The sequence below is a fragment of the Anoxybacillus andreesenii genome (genome assembly GCF_030813005.1).
Taxonomy (GTDB): domain Bacteria; phylum Bacillota; class Bacilli; order Bacillales; family Cytobacillaceae; genus Robertmurraya; species Robertmurraya andreesenii.
Genome location: NZ_JAUSTU010000015.1, coordinates 13,231 through 37,777, shown reverse-complemented (window position 1 = coordinate 37,777; position 24,547 = coordinate 13,231). Strand labels below are relative to the sequence as shown.

Annotated in this window: 20 protein-coding genes and 2 pseudogenes; all 22 read left to right on the top strand. The window is 41.4% G+C overall.

Annotated elements, in window-relative coordinates; all coding sequences use genetic code 11:
- Positions 1-102: 102 nt before the first annotated feature.
- The 22 genes and pseudogenes from J2S07_RS15150 (at position 103) to spoVS (ending at position 24,232) form a co-directional block, all read left to right on the top strand.
- Positions 103-1,770, top strand: a complete 1,668-nt coding sequence (locus J2S07_RS15150; protein ID WP_307151258.1) for a ribonuclease J — start codon at positions 103-105, stop codon at positions 1,768-1,770.
- Between the two features lie 292 nt (positions 1,771-2,062).
- On the top strand, positions 2,063-2,830 hold the full coding sequence (locus J2S07_RS15145; RefSeq protein WP_307151257.1) for a ClpP family protease: 768 nt from the start codon (positions 2,063-2,065) through the stop codon (positions 2,828-2,830).
- A complete protein-coding gene (locus tag J2S07_RS15140) occupies positions 2,827-3,036 on the top strand; it encodes a YlzJ-like family protein (RefSeq protein WP_307151256.1) in 210 nt (69 codons plus the stop codon). Before J2S07_RS15145 ends, J2S07_RS15140 begins: the two co-directional genes overlap by 4 nt.
- A gap of 121 nt (positions 3,037-3,157) precedes the next feature.
- Positions 3,158-5,473: a DNA translocase FtsK gene (locus J2S07_RS15135; protein WP_307151255.1), complete on the top strand. Its 2,316-nt coding sequence runs from the start codon at positions 3,158-3,160 to the stop codon at positions 5,471-5,473.
- A gap of 203 nt (positions 5,474-5,676) precedes the next feature.
- Entirely contained in the window at positions 5,677-6,402 is a 726-nt protein-coding gene (locus J2S07_RS15130) for a GntR family transcriptional regulator (protein ID WP_307151254.1), read from the top strand.
- A 54-nt stretch (positions 6,403-6,456) separates the two neighbouring features.
- Positions 6,457-7,560 (top strand): BMP family lipoprotein, encoded by a 1,104-nt coding sequence (locus tag J2S07_RS15125; RefSeq protein ID WP_307151253.1) that lies wholly within the window; start codon positions 6,457-6,459, stop codon positions 7,558-7,560.
- Positions 7,561-7,740: 180 nt separating this feature from the next.
- Positions 7,741-9,264: an ABC transporter ATP-binding protein gene (locus J2S07_RS15120; protein WP_307151252.1), complete on the top strand. Its 1,524-nt coding sequence runs from the start codon at positions 7,741-7,743 to the stop codon at positions 9,262-9,264.
- Entirely contained in the window at positions 9,261-10,325 is a 1,065-nt protein-coding gene (locus tag J2S07_RS15115) for an ABC transporter permease (protein ID WP_307151251.1), read from the top strand. Before J2S07_RS15120 ends, J2S07_RS15115 begins: the two co-directional genes overlap by 4 nt.
- Position 10,326: 1 nt before the next feature.
- Positions 10,327-11,280 carry an ABC transporter permease gene (locus J2S07_RS15110; protein ID WP_307151250.1) on the top strand — a complete coding sequence of 318 codons (954 nt, stop codon included), beginning with the start codon at positions 10,327-10,329 and terminating at the stop codon, positions 11,278-11,280.
- A 258-nt stretch (positions 11,281-11,538) separates the two neighbouring features.
- Positions 11,539-12,819: an EF-P 5-aminopentanol modification-associated protein YfmF gene (yfmF, locus tag J2S07_RS15105; protein ID WP_307151249.1), complete on the top strand. Its 1,281-nt coding sequence runs from the start codon at positions 11,539-11,541 to the stop codon at positions 12,817-12,819.
- Complete coding sequence (yfmH, locus tag J2S07_RS15100; RefSeq protein WP_307151248.1) at positions 12,819-14,117, top strand: EF-P 5-aminopentanol modification-associated protein YfmH; 1,299 nt, start codon at positions 12,819-12,821, stop codon at positions 14,115-14,117. Before yfmF ends, yfmH begins: the two co-directional genes overlap by 1 nt.
- A gap of 45 nt (positions 14,118-14,162) precedes the next feature.
- Positions 14,163-14,885 (top strand): elongation factor P 5-aminopentanone reductase, encoded by a 723-nt coding sequence (ymfI, locus tag J2S07_RS15095; RefSeq protein ID WP_307151247.1) that lies wholly within the window; start codon positions 14,163-14,165, stop codon positions 14,883-14,885.
- A 92-nt stretch (positions 14,886-14,977) separates the two neighbouring features.
- Entirely contained in the window at positions 14,978-15,238 is a 261-nt protein-coding gene (locus J2S07_RS15090) for a DUF3243 domain-containing protein (RefSeq protein ID WP_307151246.1), read from the top strand.
- Between the two features lie 332 nt (positions 15,239-15,570).
- Entirely contained in the window at positions 15,571-16,362 is a 792-nt protein-coding gene (locus J2S07_RS15085; RefSeq protein WP_307151245.1) for a DUF3388 domain-containing protein, read from the top strand.
- A gap of 14 nt (positions 16,363-16,376) precedes the next feature.
- A complete protein-coding gene (locus tag J2S07_RS15080) occupies positions 16,377-17,291 on the top strand; it encodes a helix-turn-helix domain-containing protein (protein ID WP_307151244.1) in 915 nt (304 codons plus the stop codon).
- Positions 17,292-17,466: 175 nt separating this feature from the next.
- Positions 17,467-18,045, top strand: coding sequence for a CDP-diacylglycerol--glycerol-3-phosphate 3-phosphatidyltransferase (gene pgsA / locus J2S07_RS15075; protein WP_307151243.1), 579 nt, complete (start codon positions 17,467-17,469; stop codon positions 18,043-18,045).
- 25 nt (positions 18,046-18,070) lie between these two features.
- Positions 18,071-19,324 (top strand): competence/damage-inducible protein A, encoded by a 1,254-nt coding sequence (locus J2S07_RS15070; protein ID WP_307151242.1) that lies wholly within the window; start codon positions 18,071-18,073, stop codon positions 19,322-19,324.
- Positions 19,325-19,547: 223 nt separating this feature from the next.
- Positions 19,548-20,156: pseudogene (gene recA, locus J2S07_RS15065) on the top strand (recombinase RecA); the annotation flags it as partial.
- A 342-nt stretch (positions 20,157-20,498) separates the two neighbouring features.
- Positions 20,499-20,930 (top strand): annotated as a pseudogene (locus J2S07_RS22035) (recombinase RecA family protein); the annotation flags it as partial.
- Positions 20,931-21,368: 438 nt separating this feature from the next.
- Positions 21,369-22,931, top strand: coding sequence for a ribonuclease Y (rny, locus tag J2S07_RS15055; protein ID WP_307151241.1), 1,563 nt, complete (start codon positions 21,369-21,371; stop codon positions 22,929-22,931).
- An 84-nt stretch (positions 22,932-23,015) separates the two neighbouring features.
- Positions 23,016-23,813, top strand: a complete 798-nt coding sequence (gene ymdB / locus J2S07_RS15050; RefSeq protein ID WP_307151240.1) for a 2',3'-cyclic-nucleotide 2'-phosphodiesterase — start codon at positions 23,016-23,018, stop codon at positions 23,811-23,813.
- A gap of 158 nt (positions 23,814-23,971) precedes the next feature.
- The gene (spoVS, locus tag J2S07_RS15045; protein WP_003181955.1) at positions 23,972-24,232 is read left to right on the top strand and encodes a stage V sporulation protein SpoVS; all 261 of its coding nucleotides are present in this window, start codon (positions 23,972-23,974) and stop codon (positions 24,230-24,232) included.
- Positions 24,233-24,547: the final 315 nt, after the last annotated feature.

The following is a 24,547-nucleotide window of genomic DNA, read 5'->3' as shown; positions in this document are numbered from 1 at the left end:
TTTTTATTCTTACTCGAATTGGTTGGAAAGGCTTGCAAATTTCAAGTATAATATGGGTAACTGATCTTGGGTCGGAAACAACTTGTAGGAGGAAGTAATGCATTGGATACAGAAAAAAATAAACACATCAAGGTAGTGGCGCTCGGAGGAGTGGGTGAAATTGGCAAGAACATGTACATCGCAGAAGTAAATGGTGATTTGTTTGTGCTGGATGCGGGTCTTATGTTCCCAGAGAATGAAATGCTGGGAATTGATATCGTGATCCCGGACATCACCTATCTCACACAAAACAAGGAGCGCGTTAAAGCGATTTTTCTTACACATGGTCACGAGGATCATATCGGGGCACTATCCTATCTATTAAGACAGCTCCAAGTCCCTGTTTATGGGACAAGATTAACGAACGCTTTAGCGAAAGCAAAGTTGAGAGAACAGGAGTTCAAAGGGCATGCGGAGTTTATTGAAATTGATTCTTCTTCCATCGTAGAATTTGACTCTGTTTCCGTCTCCTTCTTCAGAACCAATCATAGTATTCCGGATTCTGTGGGAATTGCGATCCATACCTCTGAAGGAGCCATTGTGTACACGGGTGATTTCAAATTTGACCAAGCGGCGTCAGAGCTGTATAAGGCAGATATCGGAAAGATGGCAAAGCTAGGTGAACAAGGAGTCCTTTGCTTGCTTTCAGATAGCACAGATGCTGAAAAACCAGGCTATACTCCTTCAGAAGCGATCGTAATAAGAGAGATGAAGGATGCCTTTTACAATGCGAAGGGAAGGATCATTGCCGCATCCTTTGCTTCTGATTTGAATCGGATTCAGCATATTTTCGACGCCGCCTATGAAGCAAGAAGAAAGATAGCCGTAGTGGGAAAAAGCCTTCAGCAAGTATTTGATATTGCGATTGAGATGGATTATTTATATGTCCCAGATGATTTAATCATCCGCATTTCTGAACTAAAGGATTATCCTGATGATGAAATCGTCATTTTAACAACGGGTATGCAGGGAGAGCCCATTGAAGCCCTTCAAAAAATGGCCAAAGGGGCTCATAAACAGGTAAATATCCAGAGTGGAGATACTGTCTTAATTGCAGCGTCACCTCTTCGTGGCAGTGAGGTTTTTATCTATAAAACGATTGATATGCTAAGTCGAGCAGGTGCCAATGTTATATCAGGCAAACGTTTAGTGAGCACTTCCAGTCATGGCAGCCAGGAAGAGCTTAAATTCATGATCAATTTGATGAACCCCAAATACTTTATTCCTGTTCATGGAGAATATCGCATGCTCAAGGCGCATGAAAAAATCGCCAAAGAATGTGGGATTCCCGTAGATCGAATCGCTGTAATCGAAAAAGGAGATTTAGTCGAAATCAGTTCTGACCAGCTGAAAATCACAGGAAAGGTTCCAGCTGGCAATGTTTTGGTAGACGGAAGTGGCATTGGAGATGTAGGGAATATCGTTCTTCGAGATCGGAAGCTTCTGTCACAGGACGGAATTTTAATCGTTGTTGTTACTCTAAATAAGGTTGAGAAAAAAATCTCTGCTGGACCTGAAATCATTTCACGTGGGTTTGTCTACGTTCGTGAATCTGAAGAGCTGATGGATGAATCAGTTAAGCTAGTAAAAGGAATTGTCGAGAAAAATATTAATCGAGAGTTTTTTGATTGGTCTGGCATCAAGCAGGATATGAGAGACGGACTGAACCAATTCTTATTTGAAAAAACGAAGCGAAGACCAATGATTTTACCGATTATCATGGAAATTTAACGACACCTCGTGTGTCGTTTTTTGATCCCGTATTCTAGCAACTGAATGAAATCTTCCAGACGGTCTCATAATATAACTAGGTATACTTATGCAAGTGGTTAAGGAATGGTCCAATTACCGACCATTCCGTTTCGTATGATTCTGGGTCATACACATCGAGTGACCAGGCACTTTTCTTAGCTGCTACAATAGCTTAGCCCTATGAATACTGGCTTCATTTATTCTATGCGTTCCAAAGCAACCAAGTTTAAGAAAAGAGCCTATACTATAATGTCTGAAGGGAGAATGTTAGATGGATCAAGAGAATCGATTTGCAAATGCTGAAAATGATGAGGAACAACAGCCGCAACAGCCTAAGGAAGAGAAGACATCACCCTTATTAGAAAAAATTCAACAGCTTGGACAAACGAATGTTCCGCAGCTTTCCCAGGATTCTAATATACATTGTTTGACGATCGTAGGTCAGATTGAAGGGCATTTGCAACTGCCTCCACAGAATAAAACATCAAAATATGAACATATCATTCCACAGATCGTAGCGATCGAGCAGAACCCGAAAATCGAAGGGCTTCTCATTATCTTAAACACGGTGGGCGGGGATGTGGAAGCGGGTCTTGCCATTTCAGAAATGCTATCAAGCCTCTCTAAGCCAACCGTTTCCCTTGTCCTTGGCGGAGGGCACTCCATCGGCGTTCCGATTGCGGTTTCCTGTGATTATTCCTTTATCGCAGAAACAGCAACGATGACCATTCACCCGATCCGTTTGACTGGACTTGTGATCGGGGTCCCGCAAACCTTTGAGTATCTTGACAAGATGCAGGAAAGAGTTGTGAGCTTTGTGACAAGGCATTCCAAAATCCCTGAAGAAAAATTTAAGGAGCTCATGTTTGAGAAAGGAAATCTGACAAGGGATATCGGAACCAATGTGATTGGAACGGATGCAGTAAAATATGGTTTGATTGACGAGGTCGGTGGAATTGGTCAAGCTATCAGAAAGCTCAATGAATTGATTGACTTGAATAAGAAGAGCGATGAGCAAAGTGAGGGATTGGTACAATGATCCTATACACAATGATGCCTCATGATCTCATTTTTCCTACGGATGAAAATGACTATGGAAAACAACTGACGGTTACCTATGACGGGATCCCTTTAATGGTAGAAAAAACGGAGAATGCTGAGTATCGAGTGATTCGTGTATTAAGCAGTGATCCGAATCATTTCTTACATCAAAAATATGCCCCTGGTTCAAAGATTTCGTTCTAATCGTCGCTGTCAACTAGTACGGGTTGGACTTGCTTATGGTATAATAAGGTTAAACTTCATGGAGAGCAGCCGGTTCGGGCTGCTTTCGTTTTTAAATTCTACTAATTTTTTAGGTGATTGAATGGCGAAGAGAAAAAGAAGAAAAACAAAGAGAAACAAAAATTTAAAACGGACGATCCGCTTTGAGCTAATAGGACTTATACTGATTGCTTTAGCTGCTATCTCCATTGCAAGACTGGGCGCTGTTGGAACAGCCTTCGTTCTTTTTTTCCGCTTTTTTGCCGGAGAATGGTATATGCTATTTCTCTTAGGTCTTGTCTTCATTGGTGGATATTTTATTTGGAAAAGGGAAATCCCGAGCTTTTTTCATCCGCGGCTCGTTGGGATATACCTGATCATTGCTTCCCTCTTGCTTCTAAGTCATGTAACCTTGTTTAAAAATCTCTTAAATGACGGCAAATTCCAGGATCCGAGCGTAATTAAAAATACGTGGGAGCTCTTTTGGATGGAGGTGAAAGGGGAAACAAGTACGACCGACCTAGGCGGAGGGATGATCGGTTCCATTTTGTTTGCTTTATTTTATTTCCTCTTTGATGCAGTAGGTACTAAGATCATTGCAGGTGTTCTTATTATTACGGGCCTCGTTCTCCTCACAGGGAAGACCTTTGGCGAGGCGGTCGGGAAAATTGTCGGGGCCACCTTTGGCTTTATGAAGAAGCAATGGGCTGCCTTTGTAGAGGATTGGAAGAATTCCAAGCAAAAGCGTCAGGAAAGAAAAGAAGCGAGAAGAAGAGAAGTGGAGGAATTAGAGGAGGAGGCTGAACAGGAAAGAGGCACAGTTATTCCAATTGAGACACATAATCCAATTGCCGAGCTGCAGCCTGAACCCATTATTTCTAGCTTTACGGAAAGGGCTGCTGTGTCTGAAATGCATCCTGTTGAGGAAGTCGAGCATCACGAAATAGATGATGAGCCAAGCCCTCCTATGACCTTTACCGAAGTGGAGAATGTCGACTATCAGCTGCCTCCTCTTCAGCTGTTAAAAATGCCAAGGCATACGGATCAGAGTGGTGAGTATGAACTCATTCATGCCAATGCGGCCAAGCTTGAGAGAACCTTCCATAGCTTTGGTGTGAAAGCACGGGTCACTCAGGTGCATTTGGGTCCTGCCGTCACCAAGTATGAGGTCCATCCGGATGTTGGCGTAAAGGTTAGCAAGATTGTAAGCTTAAGTGATGATCTGGCATTGGCACTGGCAGCGAAGGACATTCGTATTGAGGCACCGATCCCAGGTAAATCAGCCATTGGAATCGAGGTTCCGAACTCAGAGGTAGCGATGGTATCCCTTCGTGAAGTATTGGAATCTAAGCAGAATGATAAGCCAGATGCCAAGCTCATGATTGGACTTGGTCGGGATATTACGGGTGAAGCTGTACTAGCTGAACTGAACAAGATGCCACACCTCCTTGTAGCCGGTGCAACAGGTAGCGGGAAGAGTGTCTGTATCAACGGGATCATAACGAGCATTTTGATGAGAGCCAAGCCTCATGAAGTGAAGCTGATGATGATTGATCCGAAGATGGTAGAACTAAATGTCTACAATGGCATTCCGCATTTGCTGGCACCTGTGGTCACAAATGCAAAAAAGGCTTCTCAGGCATTGCAAAAGGTTGTCAGTGAGATGGAGCGCCGCTATGAGCTCTTTTCACATACGGGAACGAGAAATATTGAAGGCTACAATGAACATGTAAGGCGCCATAATGCCGAAGAAGATGGGATGCAGCCGCTACTTCCATATATTGTGGTGATTGTCGATGAGCTGGCAGACCTAATGATGGTTGCTTCTTCAGATGTTGAGGACGCTATTACACGTCTTGCCCAGATGGCACGGGCGGCAGGAATTCATTTAATTATCGCCACACAGCGACCTTCTGTTGATGTTATTACTGGTGTGATTAAGGCGAATATTCCGTCTCGCATCGCGTTTGCAGTTTCCTCACAAACAGATTCTAGAACGATCTTGGATATGGGAGGAGCGGAGAAGCTACTCGGGCGTGGAGATATGCTGTTCTTACCAGTAGGTGCATCTAAACCGATTCGCGTACAGGGTGCCTTCCTTTCAGATGATGAGGTAGAGGAAATTGTGGATTTCGTCATTGATCAGCAAAAGGCACAATATCAGGAGGAAATGATTCCTGATGAGCTTCCTGAAACCACGCGAGAAGTTGAGGACGAGCTGTATGATCAGGCAGTTGAGCTTATTTTGGAAATGCAGACAGCCTCCGTTTCTATGCTGCAAAGAAGATTTCGAATTGGCTATACGAGAGCGGCCCGTTTGATTGATGAGATGGAGCTAAGAGGAGTTGTAGGACCCTACGAAGGAAGTAAGCCGAGGGCTGTTTTAATAGAAAAGCCATCTGATGAAGCAACATCATAGGGGGAGGTTCATAACAATGAACCATTCCCCTTTTTTAGACAAGCGCAGACCAAATTTTCACTGGAAACAAAGGAATTTTATTGAAATCTTGTTATTCTCTATTTATTTATATTAGGAAAAATGGTATATTATTTTCGATTAGTAGGAATGATTATACATCAGAGGTCTGATGTCTCGGAGAAAAGCAGTGGAGGATGCGGGCAATGTCCATCAAGTCAGATAATAGACATTTATACTTACAGGTGATCGATCGGATCAAACAAGATATTGAGAAAGGGATCTATAAGGAGAAGGAACAGCTGCCATCAGAATTCGATTTAGCGAAGATACTTGGTGTGAGCAGAGCGACACTTAGAGAAGCCCTTCGTATTCTTGAAGAAGAAAATGTAATTATCCGACGTCATGGCGTGGGCACTTTTGTAAACGCGAAACCACTGTTCACATCTGGAATTGAACAACTTATTAGTGTCACTAATATGATTGTTCAAGTCGGGATGAAGCCAGGGACAAAGTTTTTGAGCTCTGATACTCTAAATGCTACAGAGGAGGATGTTCGTCGTTTCGATTGCGGACAGGATGAGAAGATTGTAGTGATTGAACGTGTTCGAACTGCAAATGGGGAACCAGTCGTCTATTGTGTTGATAAGGTTCCACACAATATCATGCCGGAAACCTTTTCGCATGATGGGGAATCTCTTTTTAACATACTAGATGAGACAGCACAGAGAAGAATTACTTATGCAGTTGCTGAAATCGAACCAATCGGATATCACGAACGCATTTCATCCATACTAGAGTGTGATCCTGAGACTGCTTTGCTTGTTTTAAAGCAGATGCATTATGACGAAATGGATGAACCGATTCTCTATTCTGTTAACTATTTTAGAGCCGATAAGTTCAGTTTCCATGTACTCAGAAAGAGAGTATGAAACGGGATGAATCAATTGTTTTCTACTAAATCAAAAAAATAGGGGGAACAAACCTTGAAAAAGCGTAGATTTGGATTAGCTTTATCACTTGTACTAGCGGCCGGAACATTGTTAAGTGCTTGCGGTAAGGATGAAGGTAATGGTGCTGAGGGCGGTAAAGATAAAAAGGACGCTCTAAAAGTCGGTATGGTTACTGATGCAGGTACGATCGATGACAAATCCTTCAACCAAGGTACATGGGAAGGAATTCTTCAAGCAAGTAAAGAGCTTGGCGTACAAGAAAAATATCTGAAGCCAGGCGGTACGACAGAAGCTGATTATTTAAAAGAAATTGGAAACCTTTACGATGCTGGCTATAAATTTATCGTTACTCCTGGATTTAAATTTGAAACAGCTGTATTCCAGGCACAAGACAAGTATAAGGATGCAAACTTTGTCATCATTGATGGTAGCCCAAATGACGGAAAAAATGATCCCGTTGTTGCTGATAACACGGTTTCGATCTTCTTTGCTGAGCACCAAGCTGGTTTCGTAGCGGGTGTGGCAACGGCTCTTGAGCTAAAAGAAGGAGAAGCTGGATTTATCGGTGGAATGGAAATTCCTCCAGTGCAAAAATTCAACTGGGGCTTCCAACAAGGTGTAGCATATGCAAACGAAAACCTTGGCACAAAAATTACCATTAAGAAAGAAAATGTAGTATATCAAGGATCCTTTGATAATGTTGCTGCTGGTCAACAGCTTGCTGCCCAAATGTTTGATAAAGGTGTGAATGTCATCTTTGCTGCTGCAGGTGGTGTTGGAGTAGGAGCGATTAACGAAGCGAAGACTCGTGTGAAATCTGGTAAAGAAGTGTGGATGGTTGGTGTTGACGTAGACCAATATGCTGATGGAATCTACGAAGGCGATAAATCTGTGATCCTAACTTCTGCTATGAAGAAAATTGACCATGCATCTTTTGATATGGTTAAGCGATTCTTAAATAAGGATTTCCCTGGTGGAGAAACATTAATATATGATGCTGCTAACGATGGTGTGGGAATACCTGAAGAAAACCCTAACTTAAGCGATGAAACAGTTAAACAAGTGAAAGAAGTTTATGAAAAGCTTAAGGCTGGCGAAATAGAAGTTTCCGCTGAGCAAGGGGATTTATTCAAGTAATCCAGAGCAAAAGAGACGGAAATTCCGTCTCTTTTGTATATTAGAGTGAAAGTAATAGCAAAATTCTTAAAAAAACAAAAATTAATGAATGATTTACTTAACAATTAGAGATTTCTTATCATGATAGGGGACTCCCTATTTATAGATGGAAGTGACACTTAAAAAAGGGTGTGTGCTAGGATGAGCTATGTTGTTGAAATGCTCAATATTAGGAAGGAATTCCCTGGTATTGTAGCTAATGATAATATTTCCCTATCATTGAAGAAGGGAGAAATTCATGCACTTTTAGGAGAGAATGGCGCGGGAAAATCGACATTAATGGGTGTTTTGTTTGGAATGTATCAACCTGAAAGAGGAATTATTAAGGTTCGTGAAAAGGAAGTTCGAATCACAAACCCAAATGTGGCCAATCAGCTTGGAATTGGGATGGTCCACCAGCATTTTAAATTGGTTGAAAATTTCACCGTAACAGAAAATATCATCTTAGGAAGTGAACCGCTAAAGGGCTTGGTTCTTGATATTGATAAAGCGGCGAAAAGAATTGAGGAACTATCGAAACATTATGGTCTTAATGTTGACCCTTATGCGAAAATTGAAGATATTTCAGTTGGGATGCAACAAAGAGTCGAAATTATGAAAATGCTCTATCGTGAGGCAGAGGTTCTTATTTTTGATGAGCCAACAGCTGTTTTAACACCAGCTGAAATTGACGAATTAATGAAAATTATGCGAAACCTAATTAAAGAAGGTAAGTCGATTATCATTATTACTCATAAATTAAAAGAGATTAAAGCGGTCGCTGATCGTTGTACGGTTATTCGCCGCGGTAAATCAATTGGAACGGTCAACGTGGCGGAAACGAGTGAGGAAAGCCTCGCTGAAATGATGGTAGGACGTCACGTGAATTTCAAAGTGGATAAGAAAGAAAGTACACCAGGGGATACTGTACTTAAAATAGATTCTGTGTCTGCAAAAAATAATCGCAAGGTAATGGCATTGAAGGACTTTTCACTTGAGGTTAGAAGAGGTGAAATTGTCGGGATTGCAGGGGTTGATGGAAACGGTCAATCCGAGCTTGTAGAGGCAATTACGGGCCTGCGTAAGGTAGAATCAGGGAACATCCTTATAAATGGGGAGGATATTACAAATGCCCCGATTCGCCATAGGATTGAAAAAGGAATTGGCCATATTCCAGAGGACAGACATAAGCGTGGACTCGTACTAGACTATCGTCTAGATTCGAACATGGTATTAGAGGTTTATAATAAGCGACCATTTGCCAAAAATGGATTATTAAATTTTGGTGAGATAAGAGCATACGCCGAAAATATTTTCAAGAATTTTGATGTGCGTTCAGGTGAAGGTGGAGCTTCCCTAGCTAGAACGTTATCTGGAGGAAACCAGCAAAAAGCGATTATTGGTAGAGAAATCGAGCTAGATCCTGACTTGCTGATTGCCGTACAGCCTACTCGTGGCCTGGATGTTGGTTCGATTGAATATATCCATAAGCGATTAATTGAGCACCGCGACAAAGGGAAAGCCGTTTTGCTTGTTTCACTAGAGCTTGATGAAGTGCTAAAACTTTCGGACCGAATTGCCATTATTAACAATGGAGAACTTGTTGGGATCGTCCAAGCCTCTGAGACAAATGAAAATGAGGTCGGCTTAATGATGGCGGGGATTAGTAAGGAGAGAAGCGTATGAGAAACACCATCGTATCAATCATAGCGATTCTATTAGGGCTTATTGCTGGGGGGCTATTGATGCTTGCGATAGGAAGCAATCCTATCGAGGGCTACAATTATCTGTTACAAGGTGCACTCATCAATATTGAGCGCATTGGGAATACACTGGCGACCGCCACACCTTTAATATTCACCGGGTTAGCCGTTGCTTTTGCATTCAGAACGGGATTATTCAATATTGGTGCGGCTGGTCAAATGCTTGCTGGGGGTCTTGCAGCTACGGCAATCGCATTGACGTTCGAATTTTCGAGACCCGTAATGCTGATTCTAATGATACTAGGCGGCCTGCTGGCTGGTGCACTCTTTGCGTTAATTCCGGGGATCCTAAAAGCGCGATTCAATGTTCATGAAGTAGTATCGACGATTATGATGAACTGGATTGCCTACTGGAGTGTTTATTACATTGTGCCAGGATATTTTAAAGGACCTTCGCTTGAAACCGAGTCACAAAAATTACCTGATGAATACACATTAAGGGCTCCATTTTTGTCCGATATGTTTGACGGGTCTTATATTAACTATGGGATCTTTCTAGGGATCATTGCAGTCATCATTATTGCTTTTATTATTGATAAAACAACACTTGGCTTTGAACTGAAGGCAGTCGGATTTAACCGACACGCAGCCGAGTATGCAGGGATGCGAGTGAACCGCAATATCATTTTGTCGATGCTGATCTCCGGTGCTCTTGCTGGACTAGGTGGGGTTGCACTGTATACAGGAAATGCTTCAAGTATGCAAATTGGCCTGCTTCCATCACAAGGGTATGACGGAATTGCAGTAGCGTTGTTAGGGGCGAATAACCCGATAGGTGTTTTCTTTGCTGCTATTTTATTCGGTATTCTCTATTCTGGTACAGGCTTCATGAATGCGATGACGGAAATTCCACCAGAGTTAGCAAACACGATTATTGCCATCATCATTTACTTTGCAGCAACAAGTGTTCTTATTCATCGTATCATTGATAAATTTAAGCGAAGTAAGGCAAATAGACCTGAACATAAGAAGGGGGAAGCCTAAGATGTGGACGATAGTTGAACAGATTTTTCCTTACGCAATCCTATTCACGATTCCTCTTCTTATCACAGCATTAGGAGGTTTATTTAGTGAACGCAGTGGAATCGTCAACATCGGCCTTGAAGGTCTGATGGTTATGGGCGCTTTTGCTGCCGCTATTACCGTACACTATCTTCAAGATATGATATCAAATAACTCATTAGTGCTTTGGATCGGCCTTCTTGTAGGGATGTTAGTTGGGCTACTCTTCTCACTACTACACGCATTTGCAAGCATTAATTTAAGTGCAGATCAAGTCATAAGTGGAACAGCGATTAATATGATTGCCGCAGCACTAACCGTATTCTTAGCAAGAAATATTACTGGTAGTGGTAACATCAGAATCAGAACAGGTTTTGCGCCTTTTGATGTACCGATCCTTTCCAAAATACCAATTATTGGAGACTTATTCTTTACGAAGACATATGCAACAACATGGGTCATACTATTGGTGCTATTAGTCAGTACCTTCATCCTTTATAAGACGAAGTTTGGCCTTCGCTTAAGATCTTGTGGAGAGTTTCCTCAGGCTGCGGAAGCGGCTGGAATCAATGTTAGAAGGATTCGTTACAGTGGCGTGATGATCTCTGGGGCTTTTGCTGGTCTTGGGGGAGCAATTATCCTGCTAACTTATGCTGGTGAGTTCACGGGAACCGTGTCTGGTCTTGGATTCCTTGCATTAGCAGCCTTAATCTTTGGACAATGGAGACCGTTTGGTATTTTAGGAGCAACCCTTTTCTTCGGGTTTGCAAGTACGATTGCGAACGTTTCACAGGTTATACCAGAGTTAGCGGTTATTCCGCCAATTTTATTGAAGATTTTTCCTTACGTAGTCACATTGATTGCACTCGTCATTTTCTCAAAATCCTCACAGGCACCAAAAGCCGCTGGGGAGCCATTTGATTCATCGAAGAGATAATTAATGTCGATGCCTTGCATCCTTGCATGATAAAAGCCGATACATGGTCTGATTTTAGTCAACCTTGTATCGGCTTTTTAACTTGATATGGAAAATAATCACAATGTATAGTAGAACTAATATCATATTGTGGAATGTTTGAGAAATAAGCTTCAGAAAAAAATAGTCTAAAACGAAAACAGCTGATGATAATGGGTATGATATTAAGGATTACGTTTCGATATACATATAGTAAGCAATCTAAGGAGGATAACAAAAATGGCGGTCGTAACGGAAACGATTCATGAGATGAAAGGCTATAAGCTTCATATCGTGAAGACAGAGAAATATAAAACGAATACATTTGTTTGGAAAATGAAGGCACCATTGAGTAAAGAGGATGTGACACATCGGGCTTTACTTCCATATGTCCTGCAAAGTAATGCAAAGGCCTATCCAACATCAACGGTTTTGAGATCCTATTTAGATGAATTATATGGTGCAAGTCTTTTTGTTGATTTGGCTAAAAAAGGTGAATACCATGTGATCACTTTTACCATGGAGGTGGCGAATGAAAAGTTCTTATCTGACCCAACTCCATTGTTAAAAAAGGCACTCGATTTTTTATCCGAAATTTTGATGAATCCGAATGTGACCAACCAAGCCTTTGATAAGGACACCGTGGAAAAGGAGAAAAGAACGCTAAAACAAAGAATTCAGTCTGTCTACGATGATAAGATGAAGTATTCGAGTAACCGGCTAGTGGAAGAAATGTGCAAGGGTGAGAAATATGCCCTGCATGTTCATGGTGATATGGCCTCTGTAGATGAAATCACCTCTGAAAGCTTATTTGCCTATTACGAAAAGGCAATGGCTGAGGATGAGATCGATCTTTATGTAATCGGGGATATATCCGAGGAGGAAGTGAAAGCAGTTGTAAACGAAAAGCTGCAATTGAATGCACGTCAACCAAAGCTCCTTGAAAACGTTATTCTCCCGAGTAAAAGAGATGTCCAAGAGATACAGGAAGTTCAGGATGTGAAGCAAGGGAAATTAAATATTGGTTTTCGGACAAATGTGGTGTATGGGGACGAGGATTATTTTGCGCTTCAGGTGATGAACGGAATTTACGGAGGGTTTGCTCATTCAAAGCTCTTTATCAATGTGCGTGAAAAAGCGAGTTTGGCTTACTATGCTGCCAGTCGACTCGAAAGTCATAAGGGATTGATGATGGTGATGTCGGGGATTGACTATAAAAATTATGAGCAAGCGGTTACCATCATAAAAGAGCAATTAACAGCCATGAAAAAGGGAGATTTCTCTGATCAGGAACTCAGCCAAACGAAAGCAGTGATTCGTAATCAGTTTCTAGAAACACTAGATACAGCTAGAGGGATTGTTGAAGTTCTCTATCATAATGTTGTAGCTCAGCAAAATATTTCTCTTGATGAATGGTTGGAGGAAATGGATAAAGCAACGAAGGAAGATATTATTAAAGTATCGGAGAAGATTCAATTGGATACGATTTACTTCCTAACGGGAACGGAGGCGGCGCAGTAATGGAGAAAATCACTTTTGATCAATTGCAAGAGGACCTATATCACGAGAAATTATCCAACGGGCTTGAGGTATATATTCTTCCTAAGAAAGGCTTTAATAAGACTTATGCAACCTTCACAACGAAGTATGGCTCTGTTGATAATCAATTTATACCATTAGGCAAGGATGAATTTGTCAAGGTACCAGATGGAATTGCCCATTTTCTAGAGCATAAGCTTTTTGAAAAGGAGGACGGCGATGTGTTTCAACAGTTTAGCCGTCAGGGTGCTTCCGCTAATGCCTTTACTTCTTTTACAAGGACGGCCTACCTTTTTTCAAGTACCTCAGATGTGGAATTGAATTTGGAGACGTTGATGGATTTTGTCCAGGAGCCCTATTTCACAGAAAAGACAGTAGAGAAGGAAAAGGGGATCATTGGCCAAGAAATTACGATGTATGATGATAATCCTGATTGGCGACTTTATTTTGGGCTAATCGAAAATCTCTATCAAAATCATCCGGTTAAAATTGATATTGCGGGAACGATCGAGTCGATATCGCATATTACAAAAGATATGCTGTATGAATGCTATCATACCTTTTACCATCCGAGCAACATGCTTCTTTTTGTGGTCGGGCCTGTGGAGCCGGACAAAATCATGAAGCAAATAAAAGACAACCAAGCAAAGAAACCGTTCAAGGCTCAGCCTGAGATTAAACGGAAGTTCGAGCCCGAGATAAGGGAAGCGAATGAGGCGAAGAAGGTGCTTGAGATGAATGTCCAAACTCCGAAATGCCTCATTGGGATAAAGGCACTCTACGATCAGCAAAGTGGGACTGAAATGCTTAAGAACGAATTAACAACCAATATGCTGTTAGATATGCTTTTTGGGAAAAGCTCAGCCAATTATGATAAATTATATGAGCTTGGCTTGATTGATGATTCCTTTTCCTATGAATACACTCAGGAGCAGGGCTTTGGCTTTGCGATGATTGGCGGCGACACACGGGATCCTGAAAAATTAGTGGAACTGTTGAAGGGGATGCTTTTTGCAGCAAAGGAAAAGGGGCTTACAAAGGAAGAGCTTGAACGGACGAAAAAGAAAAAAATAGGTAGCTTTCTCCGTGCTGTCAACTCTCCTGAGTTTATTGCCAACCAATTTACACGCTATGCCTTTAATGAGATGAACCTATTTGATGTCGTTCCTACGCTTGAGCAAATAACATTAGAGGATGTCAACCAGGTTGCAAAGGAATTCATTTCAGAGGAGCGTTTTTCAGTTTGCCAGGTACTGCCAAAGAAGAAAAAAGCGTCTTAATGACGCTTTTTTCCGTGAGAAAATAGATAGAAGGAGAATGGAGAGATGAAAAAATACGCTCTTGTTACCGGGGCAAGCGGGGGAATTGGTCGGGCCATTTGTCTACAATTAGCTAGGGAAGGCTACTCCCTCTATTTGCATTATTTTCAAAATAAGGATTCGATAAAAAAACTGATGGAGGAGCTTTCCAGCTATGATGGCGAATATATCCCCATTCAAGCTGATTTGTCGTCTCCAGATGGATATAGACGGTTGGTTGAAAATATTTTTTCCATTGATGCGATCATCCATAATAGCGGAATGAGTCGCTATGGTTTGCTTGTGGATTTGGAAAGGGAGCAAGCGGAGGAACTGGTCACGACACATGTAACCAGCCCCATGCTGATAACAAAAGAACTTCTGCCGAAGCTTCTGCAGAAGAGGGCCGGTAATATCATTGTGATCTCTTCTATTTGGGGACAGACCGGTGCTGCGTGTGAAGTAGCTTATTCCACGGTCAAGGGTGCACAGCTATCTTTTGTTAAAGCGCTCAGCAAGGAGGTCGCACTGGACGGAATTCGGGTTAATGGGGTGGCACCAGGAGCCATTAGAACACCGATGATGACCGTTTTTAATGAAGAGGACATTGCGAGCTTGAATGAAGAAATTCCTATGGGGCATTTAGGTTCTCCAGAAAATATTGCTGATGTGGTGTCCTTCCTGGTTTCTGAAAAAGCAGCCTACATTACAGGACAAATTATACCTGTAAATGGAGGATGGTATACGTAAGTAAAAGCTACTACATACAAATGAAAAAATGTGTATATTTTCGTTCTGATGTAAGCAAAATAACCTTGTAATACAATTAAGGAGGTTATTACATGTCTGTACTTGAAAACTGGAATCAGTGGAAGGACTTTTTAGGTGATCGCTTAAACCAAGCGAAAACTGAAGGAATGAACCAGCAGGTGATTTCTGATGTCGCCTTCCAGGTTGGAGATTATCTAGCAAAACAGGTAGATCCGAAGAATGAACAAGAAAGAATATTGGCTGATCTATGGTCTGTTGCAAGTGAAGAAGAGCAGCGTGCGATTGCTAATGTGATGGTAAAATTAGTACAGAACAATGGTAGTAATTCATAGATAAAAACTAGAAAAAGAGGGGCGGTATGCCTCTCTTTTTCTAGTTTTCGAAGGCTCTATTCTCAAACCGTGAGTTTTCTTGAACAACTATTCCAATCGCTTTTTCGAAACAATATGAGCATGTTTTGCGTCTAACTTATTTGAGGATATGATTATGCTTGTTTTTTCTTTCATATTCTATACAAATCCTTTATTATAGAATCTAGGATCATTTAACTTAAATTGGTGAAATTGGCTAGACAAATGTCTTTTGAGTTCACCTTACTCCCAATATATTTACAAATGTTCACCTTTGATCAGACATCCTCACTTACTTTTTAGGAGGAATTAGAGTGGTTAGAAAAGAATGGTACCTAGAATATGAGATCCAAAAGAACCGCCCTGGTTTACTTGGTGATATATCATCCTTATTGGGGATGTTATCGATCAACATTATCACGATTAATGGGGTTGATGAGGGGCGCCGTGGCTTATTGATCCTTGCCGAAACTTTCGAGCAGATTGTTAGGCTTGAGTCTATTTTACATACAATGGATACAATTAAAGTAATCAAGCTTCGTGAACCAAAGCTAAGGGATCGTTTGGCTGTACGACATGGTCGTTACATACAAAGGGATGCAGACGATAAGAAAACTTTTAGATTCGTTCGCGATGAGCTTGGATTATTGGTAGATTTTATGGCAGAATTATTTAAGAAGGAAGGACATAAGCTTGTTGGAATAAGAGGAATGCCGCGAGTCGGAAAAACGGAGTCCATCGTCGCCGCCAGTGTTTCTGCAAACAAGAGATGGTTGTTTGTCTCCTCAACCCTTTTAAAACAGACGATACGAAATAAATTAATAGAGGATGAGTATAGCGATAATAATATTTTTATTATTGACGGTGTTGTCTCCACGCAAAGAGCGAATGAGGCCCATTGGCAGCTTGTCCGTGAAATCATGCGCATGCCTGTAGTGAAGGTTGTTGAGCATCCAGATATTTTTATTCAAAATACCGAATATACGATGGATGATTTCGATTATATTATCGAATTAAGAGATCATCCTGAACAAGAAATAACTTATGAAATCATTGAAAGAAACAATATGTTTTCGAATTCTGATTTTGGAGGATTTGATTTTTAGGAAGGTGTTACAAGTTGACGGAATTAGGAAATCGATTGAAAGAGACTCGCCTCGAAAAGGGAATGAGTCTAGACGATTTGCAAGAAGTGACGAAAATACAAAAAAGATATTTGCTGGGGATTGAAGAAGGAAATTACAGCATGATGCCGGGGCCTTTTTATGTACGAGCCTTTATCAAACAATATGCTGAAGCTTTGGAGTTAAATCCAGAAGAACTTTTTGAAGAATTTAAAGCGGAAATTCCATCTACTTTTAATGAGGATCTGCCTGAGAAGCTCTCAAGGGTTCAATCAAGAAAGAAATTTTCTGGGAATAGCTCTAGGTTTTTTGATATTCTTCCGAAAATTTTGGTGATCGCCTTTATTATTGGCGCCCTCGCTGTGATTTGGTATTTTTGGTCAAAGTATGCGGATGATAATGGGAATGAACCGATCAATAACAATAAAGAGGGAACATCCTATGAGCAGTCCGAGAATTTATCTCGAGAAGATGTCAAGAAGAATGAACCAGTAGAGGAACCAACGACGGATCCAGAAGATACGGATGTAACGGACCCGAACGATTCTACTGACACGGAGGAAGAATCAACGGTACAGCAGGAGATCTCAGTGATTGAAACAAAAGGAAAAAATACGGTTTATGAGCTAAAAAATACAGATAAATTTGTTCTCAAGGTGGTTTCGACTGGCGAAACTTGGGTTAATATTAAAGATGGCAAAGGATCGTCCCTTTTCCAAGGAATGTTAAAGCAAGGCGAAACCGATAGTAATACCCAGGATTTAACAAATGAAACAGAAGCCGAAATTAAGATCGGTAAAGCAACTGACACAGAAATCTATGTGAATGATCAAAAGCTAGAGTATGCGATTCCACCTGGTGAAAAAGTTACCCAGAATATTACCATTCGTTTCACTAAAGCATCTCAATAAATCAATTTCATTATTTCCAAATTTGCCGTGCTAAAAATTAGGGTTATGGAATTGATTAAATAGTCATCGATTTGGTGACTATTTTTCTCTTTACGATTAGGTTCTCTTCTTTTACATTGTGGCTGTTGGAGATTAGTCAATACATGTTCAACCTAGAATAGTTGGAGGGTAAATAATGAATTTGCCAAATAAAATTACCGTTTCAAGAATCCTATTAATTCCTATTTTTCTCATTGTGATGCTGTATCCATTTTCCTGGGGGGAAATGAAGCTGCTTGGAGCAGTTCTCCCGGTTACCCATTTTGTCGGTGCGTTAATTTTTATCCTGGCATCCACAACCGATTGGATTGATGGGCATTATGCTCGTAAATACAATTTAGTTACAAACCTAGGAAAATTCTTAGATCCTTTAGCAGATAAGCTGTTGGTGTCAGCTGCTTTAATTGTCCTTGTAGAGCTAGGGATGGCTGCATCATGGCTAGTGATCATCATTATTAGTCGGGAGTTTGCTGTTACGGGACTTAGAGCCATACTTGCTGGTGAAGGTGAGATTGTCGCAGCTAATATGCTAGGAAAAATCAAGACGTGGACACAGATCGTTGCTATTTCTGCGCTGCTGTTACATAATACCATCTTTGAATTGGCATCCTTTCCATTTGCGACCATCGCGCTTTGGGTTGCAACCTTCTTTACGATTTGGTCTGGATGGGATTATTTTGTTAAGAACAAACATGTGTTTGTGAATTCGAAATAGAATGGGCATGACAAGGGGTTTTTAGATGAATGCAGAGATAATTGCAGTAGGTTCAGAGCTTTTGCTCGGGCAAATAGTGAACACGAATGCACAGTTTCTTTCCAAGCACCTTGCAAACATCGGCGTGAATGTGTTTTATCATACGGTTGCAGGGGACAATTCAGAGAGATTAACAAAAGCCATTGAGATAGCAGAGAGTCGTGCGGACCTGATTATTTTTACTGGCGGATTAGGGCCGACAAAGGACGATTTAACAAAGGAGACCATTGCTTCTCATCTTGGGAAAGGGTTAGTTTATGATGAAGAAGCGCTTCGCTCTATTGAAAGCTTTTTTAAAAAAGTAAAACGAAAGATGACGGAAAACAATCGCAAACAGGCATTCATTCTTGAAGATTCTACCGTTCTCCCAAATGATCATGGAATGGCTCCAGGAATGTTCCTGCAGGTTCAAGGGAGAAGCTATATGCTGTTGCCAGGACCACCGAAGGAAATGGAGCCCATGTATCTTTCCTACGGAGAGAAAGCGATTTTGGAGCTTCTCCACACAAATGATAAAATCGTATCTCGTGTTCTACGTTTTTTTGGAATTGGTGAATCCCTGCTTGAGACGGAGATTGAAGATTTAATTGATGCTCAAGCGAACCCGACGATCGCTCCACTTGCAGCAGATGGGGAGGTCACTCTAAGACTGACGGCCAAGGAAAAAACGGAGGAGCTTGCCAACCAGCTTATCGAAGAGACGGAAAAGAAAATTCTTTCCCGGGTAGGGCAATACTTTTACGGATATAATTCCACCTCTTTAATGAACGAGCTATTTAAGCTGCTACGGAAACGCAATCTCACGATTGCCTGTGCGGAAAGTTTGACAGGTGGCCTATTCCAGCAGGAAATCACTTCGATTTCCGGGGCTGGTGATGTTTTTAAAGGTGGAGTCGTCTGCTATGCCACCGAGGTGAAGAATCGTGTTCTTAAAGTGAAAAAGGAAACCATCGATCATATGGGCGTTGTTAGTGCTGAGTGTGCTAGTGAGCTTGCCGAGAATGTAAGAGAGCTTATGCAGGCAGATATTGGAATTAGCTTCACTGGTGTTGCAGGGCCAACTGAACAGGAGGGGAAGCCGGTCGGAATGGTCTTTATCGGGGTGTCGATGAAGGAACAGCCGACCCTTGTAGAACAGCTTCAGCTTGCAGGAACAAGGGAAGGGATCCGCAATCGAAGCGTAAAGCATGGCTGTTATTTGTTAATCAATCGGTTAGAGGAGTCACAGGATACGAATTAGTATTCTGTGATTTTTAATTTCAGACAATGTGTGAAAATCCTGTTTTGGGACTTAGATTCGGGGCAAATGAGGATCTTCATCTAGGGAGATTGCAAATTTCGGTCGAAAATTCGGTTCAAAATAAACGAATGGATGTTCGATTATTTTCTCGACAAAGTCATCCAAAACGGTTATAGTTAAGATAGGTTTTTTTTGAAACAAGCAATTTTGAGGAGGAATCAGTATGAGTGACCGTCAAGCAGCCTTAGAGATGGCATTGAAACAGATAGAGAAGCAATTTGGAAAAGGGTCCATTATGAAGCTTGGTGAGCAGACAGATCGCCAAATCGCAACATCACCAAGCGGCTCGTTAGCGTTAGATGCGGCCCTTGGTATCGGTGGATACCCTAGAGGTCGTATTATTGAAATCTATGGCCCTGAAAGCTCAGGTAAAACAACCGTTGCCCTGCATGCCATTGCAGAGGTGCAAGCTGAAGGAGGACAAGCTGCATTTATCGATGCAGAGCATGCCTTGGACCCAGTTTATGCATCTAAGCTCGGGGTTAATATTGATGAATTGCTTTTATCACAGCCTGATACAGGGGAGCAGGCATTAGAAATTGCAGAAGCATTAGTCAGAAGTGGCGCTGTCGATATTCTAGTCATTGACTCTGTTGCTGCGCTTGTTCCGAAGGCGGAGATTGAAGGGGAAATGGGAGATGCCCATGTCGGGCTTCAAGCGCGTCTTATGTCGCAAGCCCTTCGTAAGCTATCGGGAGCGATTAACAAATCTAAGACAATCGCAATCTTTATTAACCAAATTCGTGAGAAGGTTGGAGTTATGTTTGGAAATCAAAATCTAGCTGCTTAACATTGTAAAAGTGATTGAAAAGATTAAGCAGTTTACTCTGGGTTTCCCTTGCTAGTGATAGCAAGTCAAAAACCTTGTGAACCCTATTGCCTAGGGGTGTGACTGAGAAGTTGCTAACGGTGAAGCCCGCCATTTTGAAGGGTAATACCGTGCCAAGCCTTCTTTTTAAAAAAAGAGGGAAGGTGTAGAGACTACCGAAAAGCGTCTATTGACGAACTTAGTAGGGTACGGTGGAAGATAGGCTACCACTGGAAGTGCAAGGCTCTCCGTGATGGAGATGAAGAGATAGTCCACTCTATAGAAATGGTAAATCTATAGGCTAAGCCAGAGACAACTCCAGGAGGACGTGCGCTTAAATTCTATTCGTCTATTCGTCTAGAAGTGCGCCGTGCTGAAACATTGAAGCAAGGCAATGAAATGGTAGGTAACAAAACGAAGATTAAGGTCGTAAAAAATAAGGTTGCTCCACCATTCCGTGTAGCAGAGGTTGATATCATGTATGGAGAAGGGATCTCCAAAGAAGGAGAAATCGTTGATATCGGCTCTGAGTTAGAGATCGTTCAAAAGAGTGGATCTTGGTACTCCTATAACGGAGAACGTATCGGCCAGGGTCGTGAAAATGCCAAGCTATTTTTAAAGGAAAACCCTGAACTACGTCTTGAGATCCAACAGAAAATTCGCGAGCATTTTGGCCTTGATAATGCAGCAGTACCAGAAGTTGATCAAGAACAAGAGAGCTTAGATTTAATAGACTAGTAAGAAACAGCAAAGTGCACATGCGCTTTGCTGTTTTTATATGGCTCTTTTCTAAAACATTATTCCTTTGGAGGAAAAATTAATAAGTCGATGTTGTTTTAAGCAGATTTTCTATTGAACTAACAGAGAAAAGAGGGAATTCATCTATGCGTGTCGCATAACTGATATGAAACTGAATGGCTGGCACTAGAGCCATTCCATAATACAGCTCGTACGATAACAACCTTTTATATAAGCTGGAAATCTCTTCAATCTCGTTAAGACCTGCACTTGACAATGAAAAAGTACAGCTTTACAATTAAACTGTATATTTTACATTTTTTAATAAAGATTAAATTGTTAAAAAGCCTTTGTGCTGTATATTGATGTAGGACAATGTACATGCCGACACTTTAGAAATGTAAAACCAAAAAGTTCATAGCAAGAGGAGGTGAAATGATGGATTTAGGAATTATAATCATCTCCATTTTGCTTGGCCTGTTCGTCGGTGCAGTTGTTGGCTATTTTGTTCGTAAATCCGTTGCTAAAGCAAAGCTTGTTGGAGCTAAAGACGCAGCGGAGCAAATTATAGAGGATGCGAAGCGTGACGCAGATTCTATTAAGAAGGAAGCTCTGCTAGAAGCAAAGGATGAAATTCACAAGCTTCGAACAGAAGCTGAACGTGAAATTCGTGAGCGAAGAAATGAATTGCAAAAACAAGAAAATCGCTTAATGCAAAAAGAGGAAAATCTTGATCGAAAAGATGAATCGTTGGATAAACGTGAATCACAATTAGAAAAGAGGGACGATTCTCTTAACAAAAAACAACAGCATATTGAAGAGATGGAAAGCAAAGTGGACGAGATCTTAAAAAGGCAACAAACAGAGCTTGAACGCATCTCAGGTTTGACACGTGATGAAGCGAGATCCATCATTTTAGAGCGAATGGAGAAGGAATTATCTCATGATGTCGCTTTAATGATTAAAGAGAGTGAAAACAAAGCAAAAGAGGAATCGGACAAGAAGGCCAAGGAAATCTTGTCACTAGCCATCCAGCGATGTGCAGCTGATCATGTTGCAGAAACAACTGTTTCAGTTGTAAATCTACCAAACGATGAAATGAAGGGAAGAATCATTGGTCGTGAGGGAAGAAACATTCGAACGCTTGAAACTCTCACTGGAATCGATTTGATTATCGATGATACACCAGAGGCCGTTATTCTTTCAGGATTTGATCCGATACGGAGAGAAACGGCAAGACTTGCTTTAGAGAAGCTTGTTCAAGATGGACGGATACATCCTGCCAGAATCGAAGAAATGGTCGATAAGGCTCGTCGTGAGGTGGATGAACATATTCGTGAAATTGGTGAACAAACCACCTTTGAAGTTGGAGTACATGGTCTTCATCCAGATCTAATCAAAATTCTTGGTCGCCTGAAATTCCGTACAAGCTACGGTCAAAATGTCCTTAAGCACTCGATGGAGGTTGCTCAGCTCTCTGGTTTACTTGCTGCAGAGCTTGGTGAGGATGAAACTTTGGCACGTCGTGCAGGTCTGCTTCATGATATTGGGAAAGCCATTGACCATGAGGTCGAGGGAAGCCATGTTGAGATCGGGGTAGAGCTTGCAACGAAATATAAGGAGCATCCAGTCGTGATTAACAGCATTGCCTCTCACCACGGGGATAGTGAGCCAACATCGACAATTGCCGTGCTGGTTGCGGCGGCGGACGCTTTAAGTGCTGCTCGACCAGGCGCTAGAAGAGAGACGCTTGAAAACTATATTAGACGCTTGGAAAAGCTTGAAGAAATCTCCGAGTCCTATGATGGTGTTGAAAAGTCATATGCCATTCAGGCGGGTCGAGAAGTGCGAATTATTGTAAAACCTGACCAAATCGACGATCTTGAATCACATCGATTAGCTCGCGATATTCGCAAGAAGATTGAAGCAGAGCTTGATTATCCGGGCCATATAAAAGTAACCGTGATACGTGAAACACGAGCGGTTGAATATGCGAAATAAAACGGTGCTAGTGAGCACCGTTTTATTTTTGTAGAATCGAAATGTTATAATAAACCAGTACACGTAACTAGAAAGGAATATTGGATGGATATTTTATTTATTGGTGATGTAGTTGGATCTCCTGGCCGTGATATGGTGCAGGAATATGTTCCAAGGCTGAAGGAAAAATACCGACCTCATCTCACGATTATTAATGGTGAGAATGCAGCTGGAGGTAAAGGGATTACAGAAAAAATCTACCGTAGCTTTCTCGAGGTGGGGGCTCAAGCGGTCACGCTCGGAAATCATACATGGGATAATCGAGAAATATTCGAGTTTATTGAGGAAGCGAAATATTTGGTGAGACCGGCTAATTTTCCAGAGAACAATCCGGGAAAGGGAATTGTATATATTAAGTTGAATCAGACGGAAATTGCTGTCATCAATTTACAAGGCCGGACCTTTTTGCCTGCCATTGACGACCCATTCATGAAGGCAGATGAACTAGTGGCAGAAGCCAAGAAAAGAACGCCCTTTATTTTTGTGGATTTCCACGGAGAAGCGACAAGTGAGAAACAGGCGCTGGGATGGTATCTGGATGGAAGAGTTTCTGCTGTTGTTGGTACCCATACCCATGTGCAAACAGCCGATGAGCGCATTTTGCCTAAAGGAACCGCCTACATTTCTGATGTCGGGATGACTGGACCATATGATGGGATTCTAGGTATGGAGCGAGAGGTTGTTTTAAGAAGATTTCTAACTGGCTTACCCGTAAGATTTGAGGTGCCGAAGTCTGGTCGAACTCAGCTAAGTGCTGTACTCATACATTTGGATGATAAAACAGGCCAAGCAAAGAAAATTGACCGAATTCTTATCAATGAGGATCATCCATTTTACTCATAAAGAATAGTTGGCTTAGCTCCTCCCGAAGAAAATCTTTGCTTTATTTTGACCAAGCTGGAATATGTTTTTTATGAGTCGAATATAGTAGCAATGGAATGATATATACCTGACCTGTTTAGTAATGGGACCAGGAGGGGTTAAACGAGGAGGAGCTAGGAATGGAAATATTAAAAGTTTCAGCAAAATCTAATCCTAATTCTGTAGCTGGTGCGCTTGCTGGGGTTCTGCGGGAAAGAGGTGCCGCAGAAATTCAAGCCATTGGAGCGGGTGCATTGAATCAAGCCGTTAAGGCAGTAGCAATTGCAAGAGGATTTGTAGCACCTAGCGGCGTAGATTTAATCTGTATCCCAGCCTTTACAGACATTCAGATTGATGGCGAGGAACGTACTGCCATTAAACTAATTGTGGAACCGAGATGAATACGTGAAAGCCTGCCTGTTTGCATCGCAAGCGGGTTTTTTTTGTATGTATAAAAATATTATTCTAATCTAACAATAGAGCGATGTAAATTAAAAAAATCATGGAACTTACTAGTATGTTTTTGAAACAAAAAAAATATTCATACTTTCGTCAATATTTGAGTTGAAAGGGTTGCTTTTTTTACTACATAGGTCTAGAATTGAAAGCGTTTAGTACCCTTCTTTTTCATCTTAAAAAAATGATTAGGAATCGTACTATACTGATTTTAAATAACGTTTTTATATATTTTCTAACGTATCCGAAGGGGTGTAAGA

What these genes read in the sequence shown, in the direction of transcription:
- J2S07_RS15145 (WP_307151257.1), top strand. Translation starts at nt 2,063, where the DNA reads ATGGATCAAGAGAATCGATTTGCAAATGCTGAAAATGATGAGGAACAA.
- J2S07_RS15140 (WP_307151256.1), top strand. Translation starts at nt 2,827, where the DNA reads ATGATCCTATACACAATGATGCCTCATGATCTCATTTTTCCTACGGAT.
- J2S07_RS15135 (WP_307151255.1), top strand. Translation starts at nt 3,158, where the DNA reads ATGGCGAAGAGAAAAAGAAGAAAAACAAAGAGAAACAAAAATTTAAAA.
- J2S07_RS15130 (WP_307151254.1), top strand. Translation starts at nt 5,677, where the DNA reads ATGTCCATCAAGTCAGATAATAGACATTTATACTTACAGGTGATCGAT.
- J2S07_RS15120 (WP_307151252.1), top strand. Translation starts at nt 7,741, where the DNA reads ATGAGCTATGTTGTTGAAATGCTCAATATTAGGAAGGAATTCCCTGGT.
- J2S07_RS15115 (WP_307151251.1), top strand. Translation starts at nt 9,261, where the DNA reads ATGAGAAACACCATCGTATCAATCATAGCGATTCTATTAGGGCTTATT.
- J2S07_RS15110 (WP_307151250.1), top strand. Translation starts at nt 10,327, where the DNA reads ATGTGGACGATAGTTGAACAGATTTTTCCTTACGCAATCCTATTCACG.
- yfmF (WP_307151249.1), top strand. Translation starts at nt 11,539, where the DNA reads ATGGCGGTCGTAACGGAAACGATTCATGAGATGAAAGGCTATAAGCTT.
- yfmH (WP_307151248.1), top strand. Translation starts at nt 12,819, where the DNA reads ATGGAGAAAATCACTTTTGATCAATTGCAAGAGGACCTATATCACGAG.
- ymfI (WP_307151247.1), top strand. Translation starts at nt 14,163, where the DNA reads ATGAAAAAATACGCTCTTGTTACCGGGGCAAGCGGGGGAATTGGTCGG.
- J2S07_RS15090 (WP_307151246.1), top strand. Translation starts at nt 14,978, where the DNA reads ATGTCTGTACTTGAAAACTGGAATCAGTGGAAGGACTTTTTAGGTGAT.
- pgsA (WP_307151243.1), top strand. Translation starts at nt 17,467, where the DNA reads ATGAATTTGCCAAATAAAATTACCGTTTCAAGAATCCTATTAATTCCT.
- J2S07_RS15070 (WP_307151242.1), top strand. Translation starts at nt 18,071, where the DNA reads ATGAATGCAGAGATAATTGCAGTAGGTTCAGAGCTTTTGCTCGGGCAA.
- rny (WP_307151241.1), top strand. Translation starts at nt 21,369, where the DNA reads ATGGATTTAGGAATTATAATCATCTCCATTTTGCTTGGCCTGTTCGTC.
- ymdB (WP_307151240.1), top strand. Translation starts at nt 23,016, where the DNA reads ATGGATATTTTATTTATTGGTGATGTAGTTGGATCTCCTGGCCGTGAT.
- spoVS (WP_003181955.1), top strand. Translation starts at nt 23,972, where the DNA reads ATGGAAATATTAAAAGTTTCAGCAAAATCTAATCCTAATTCTGTAGCT.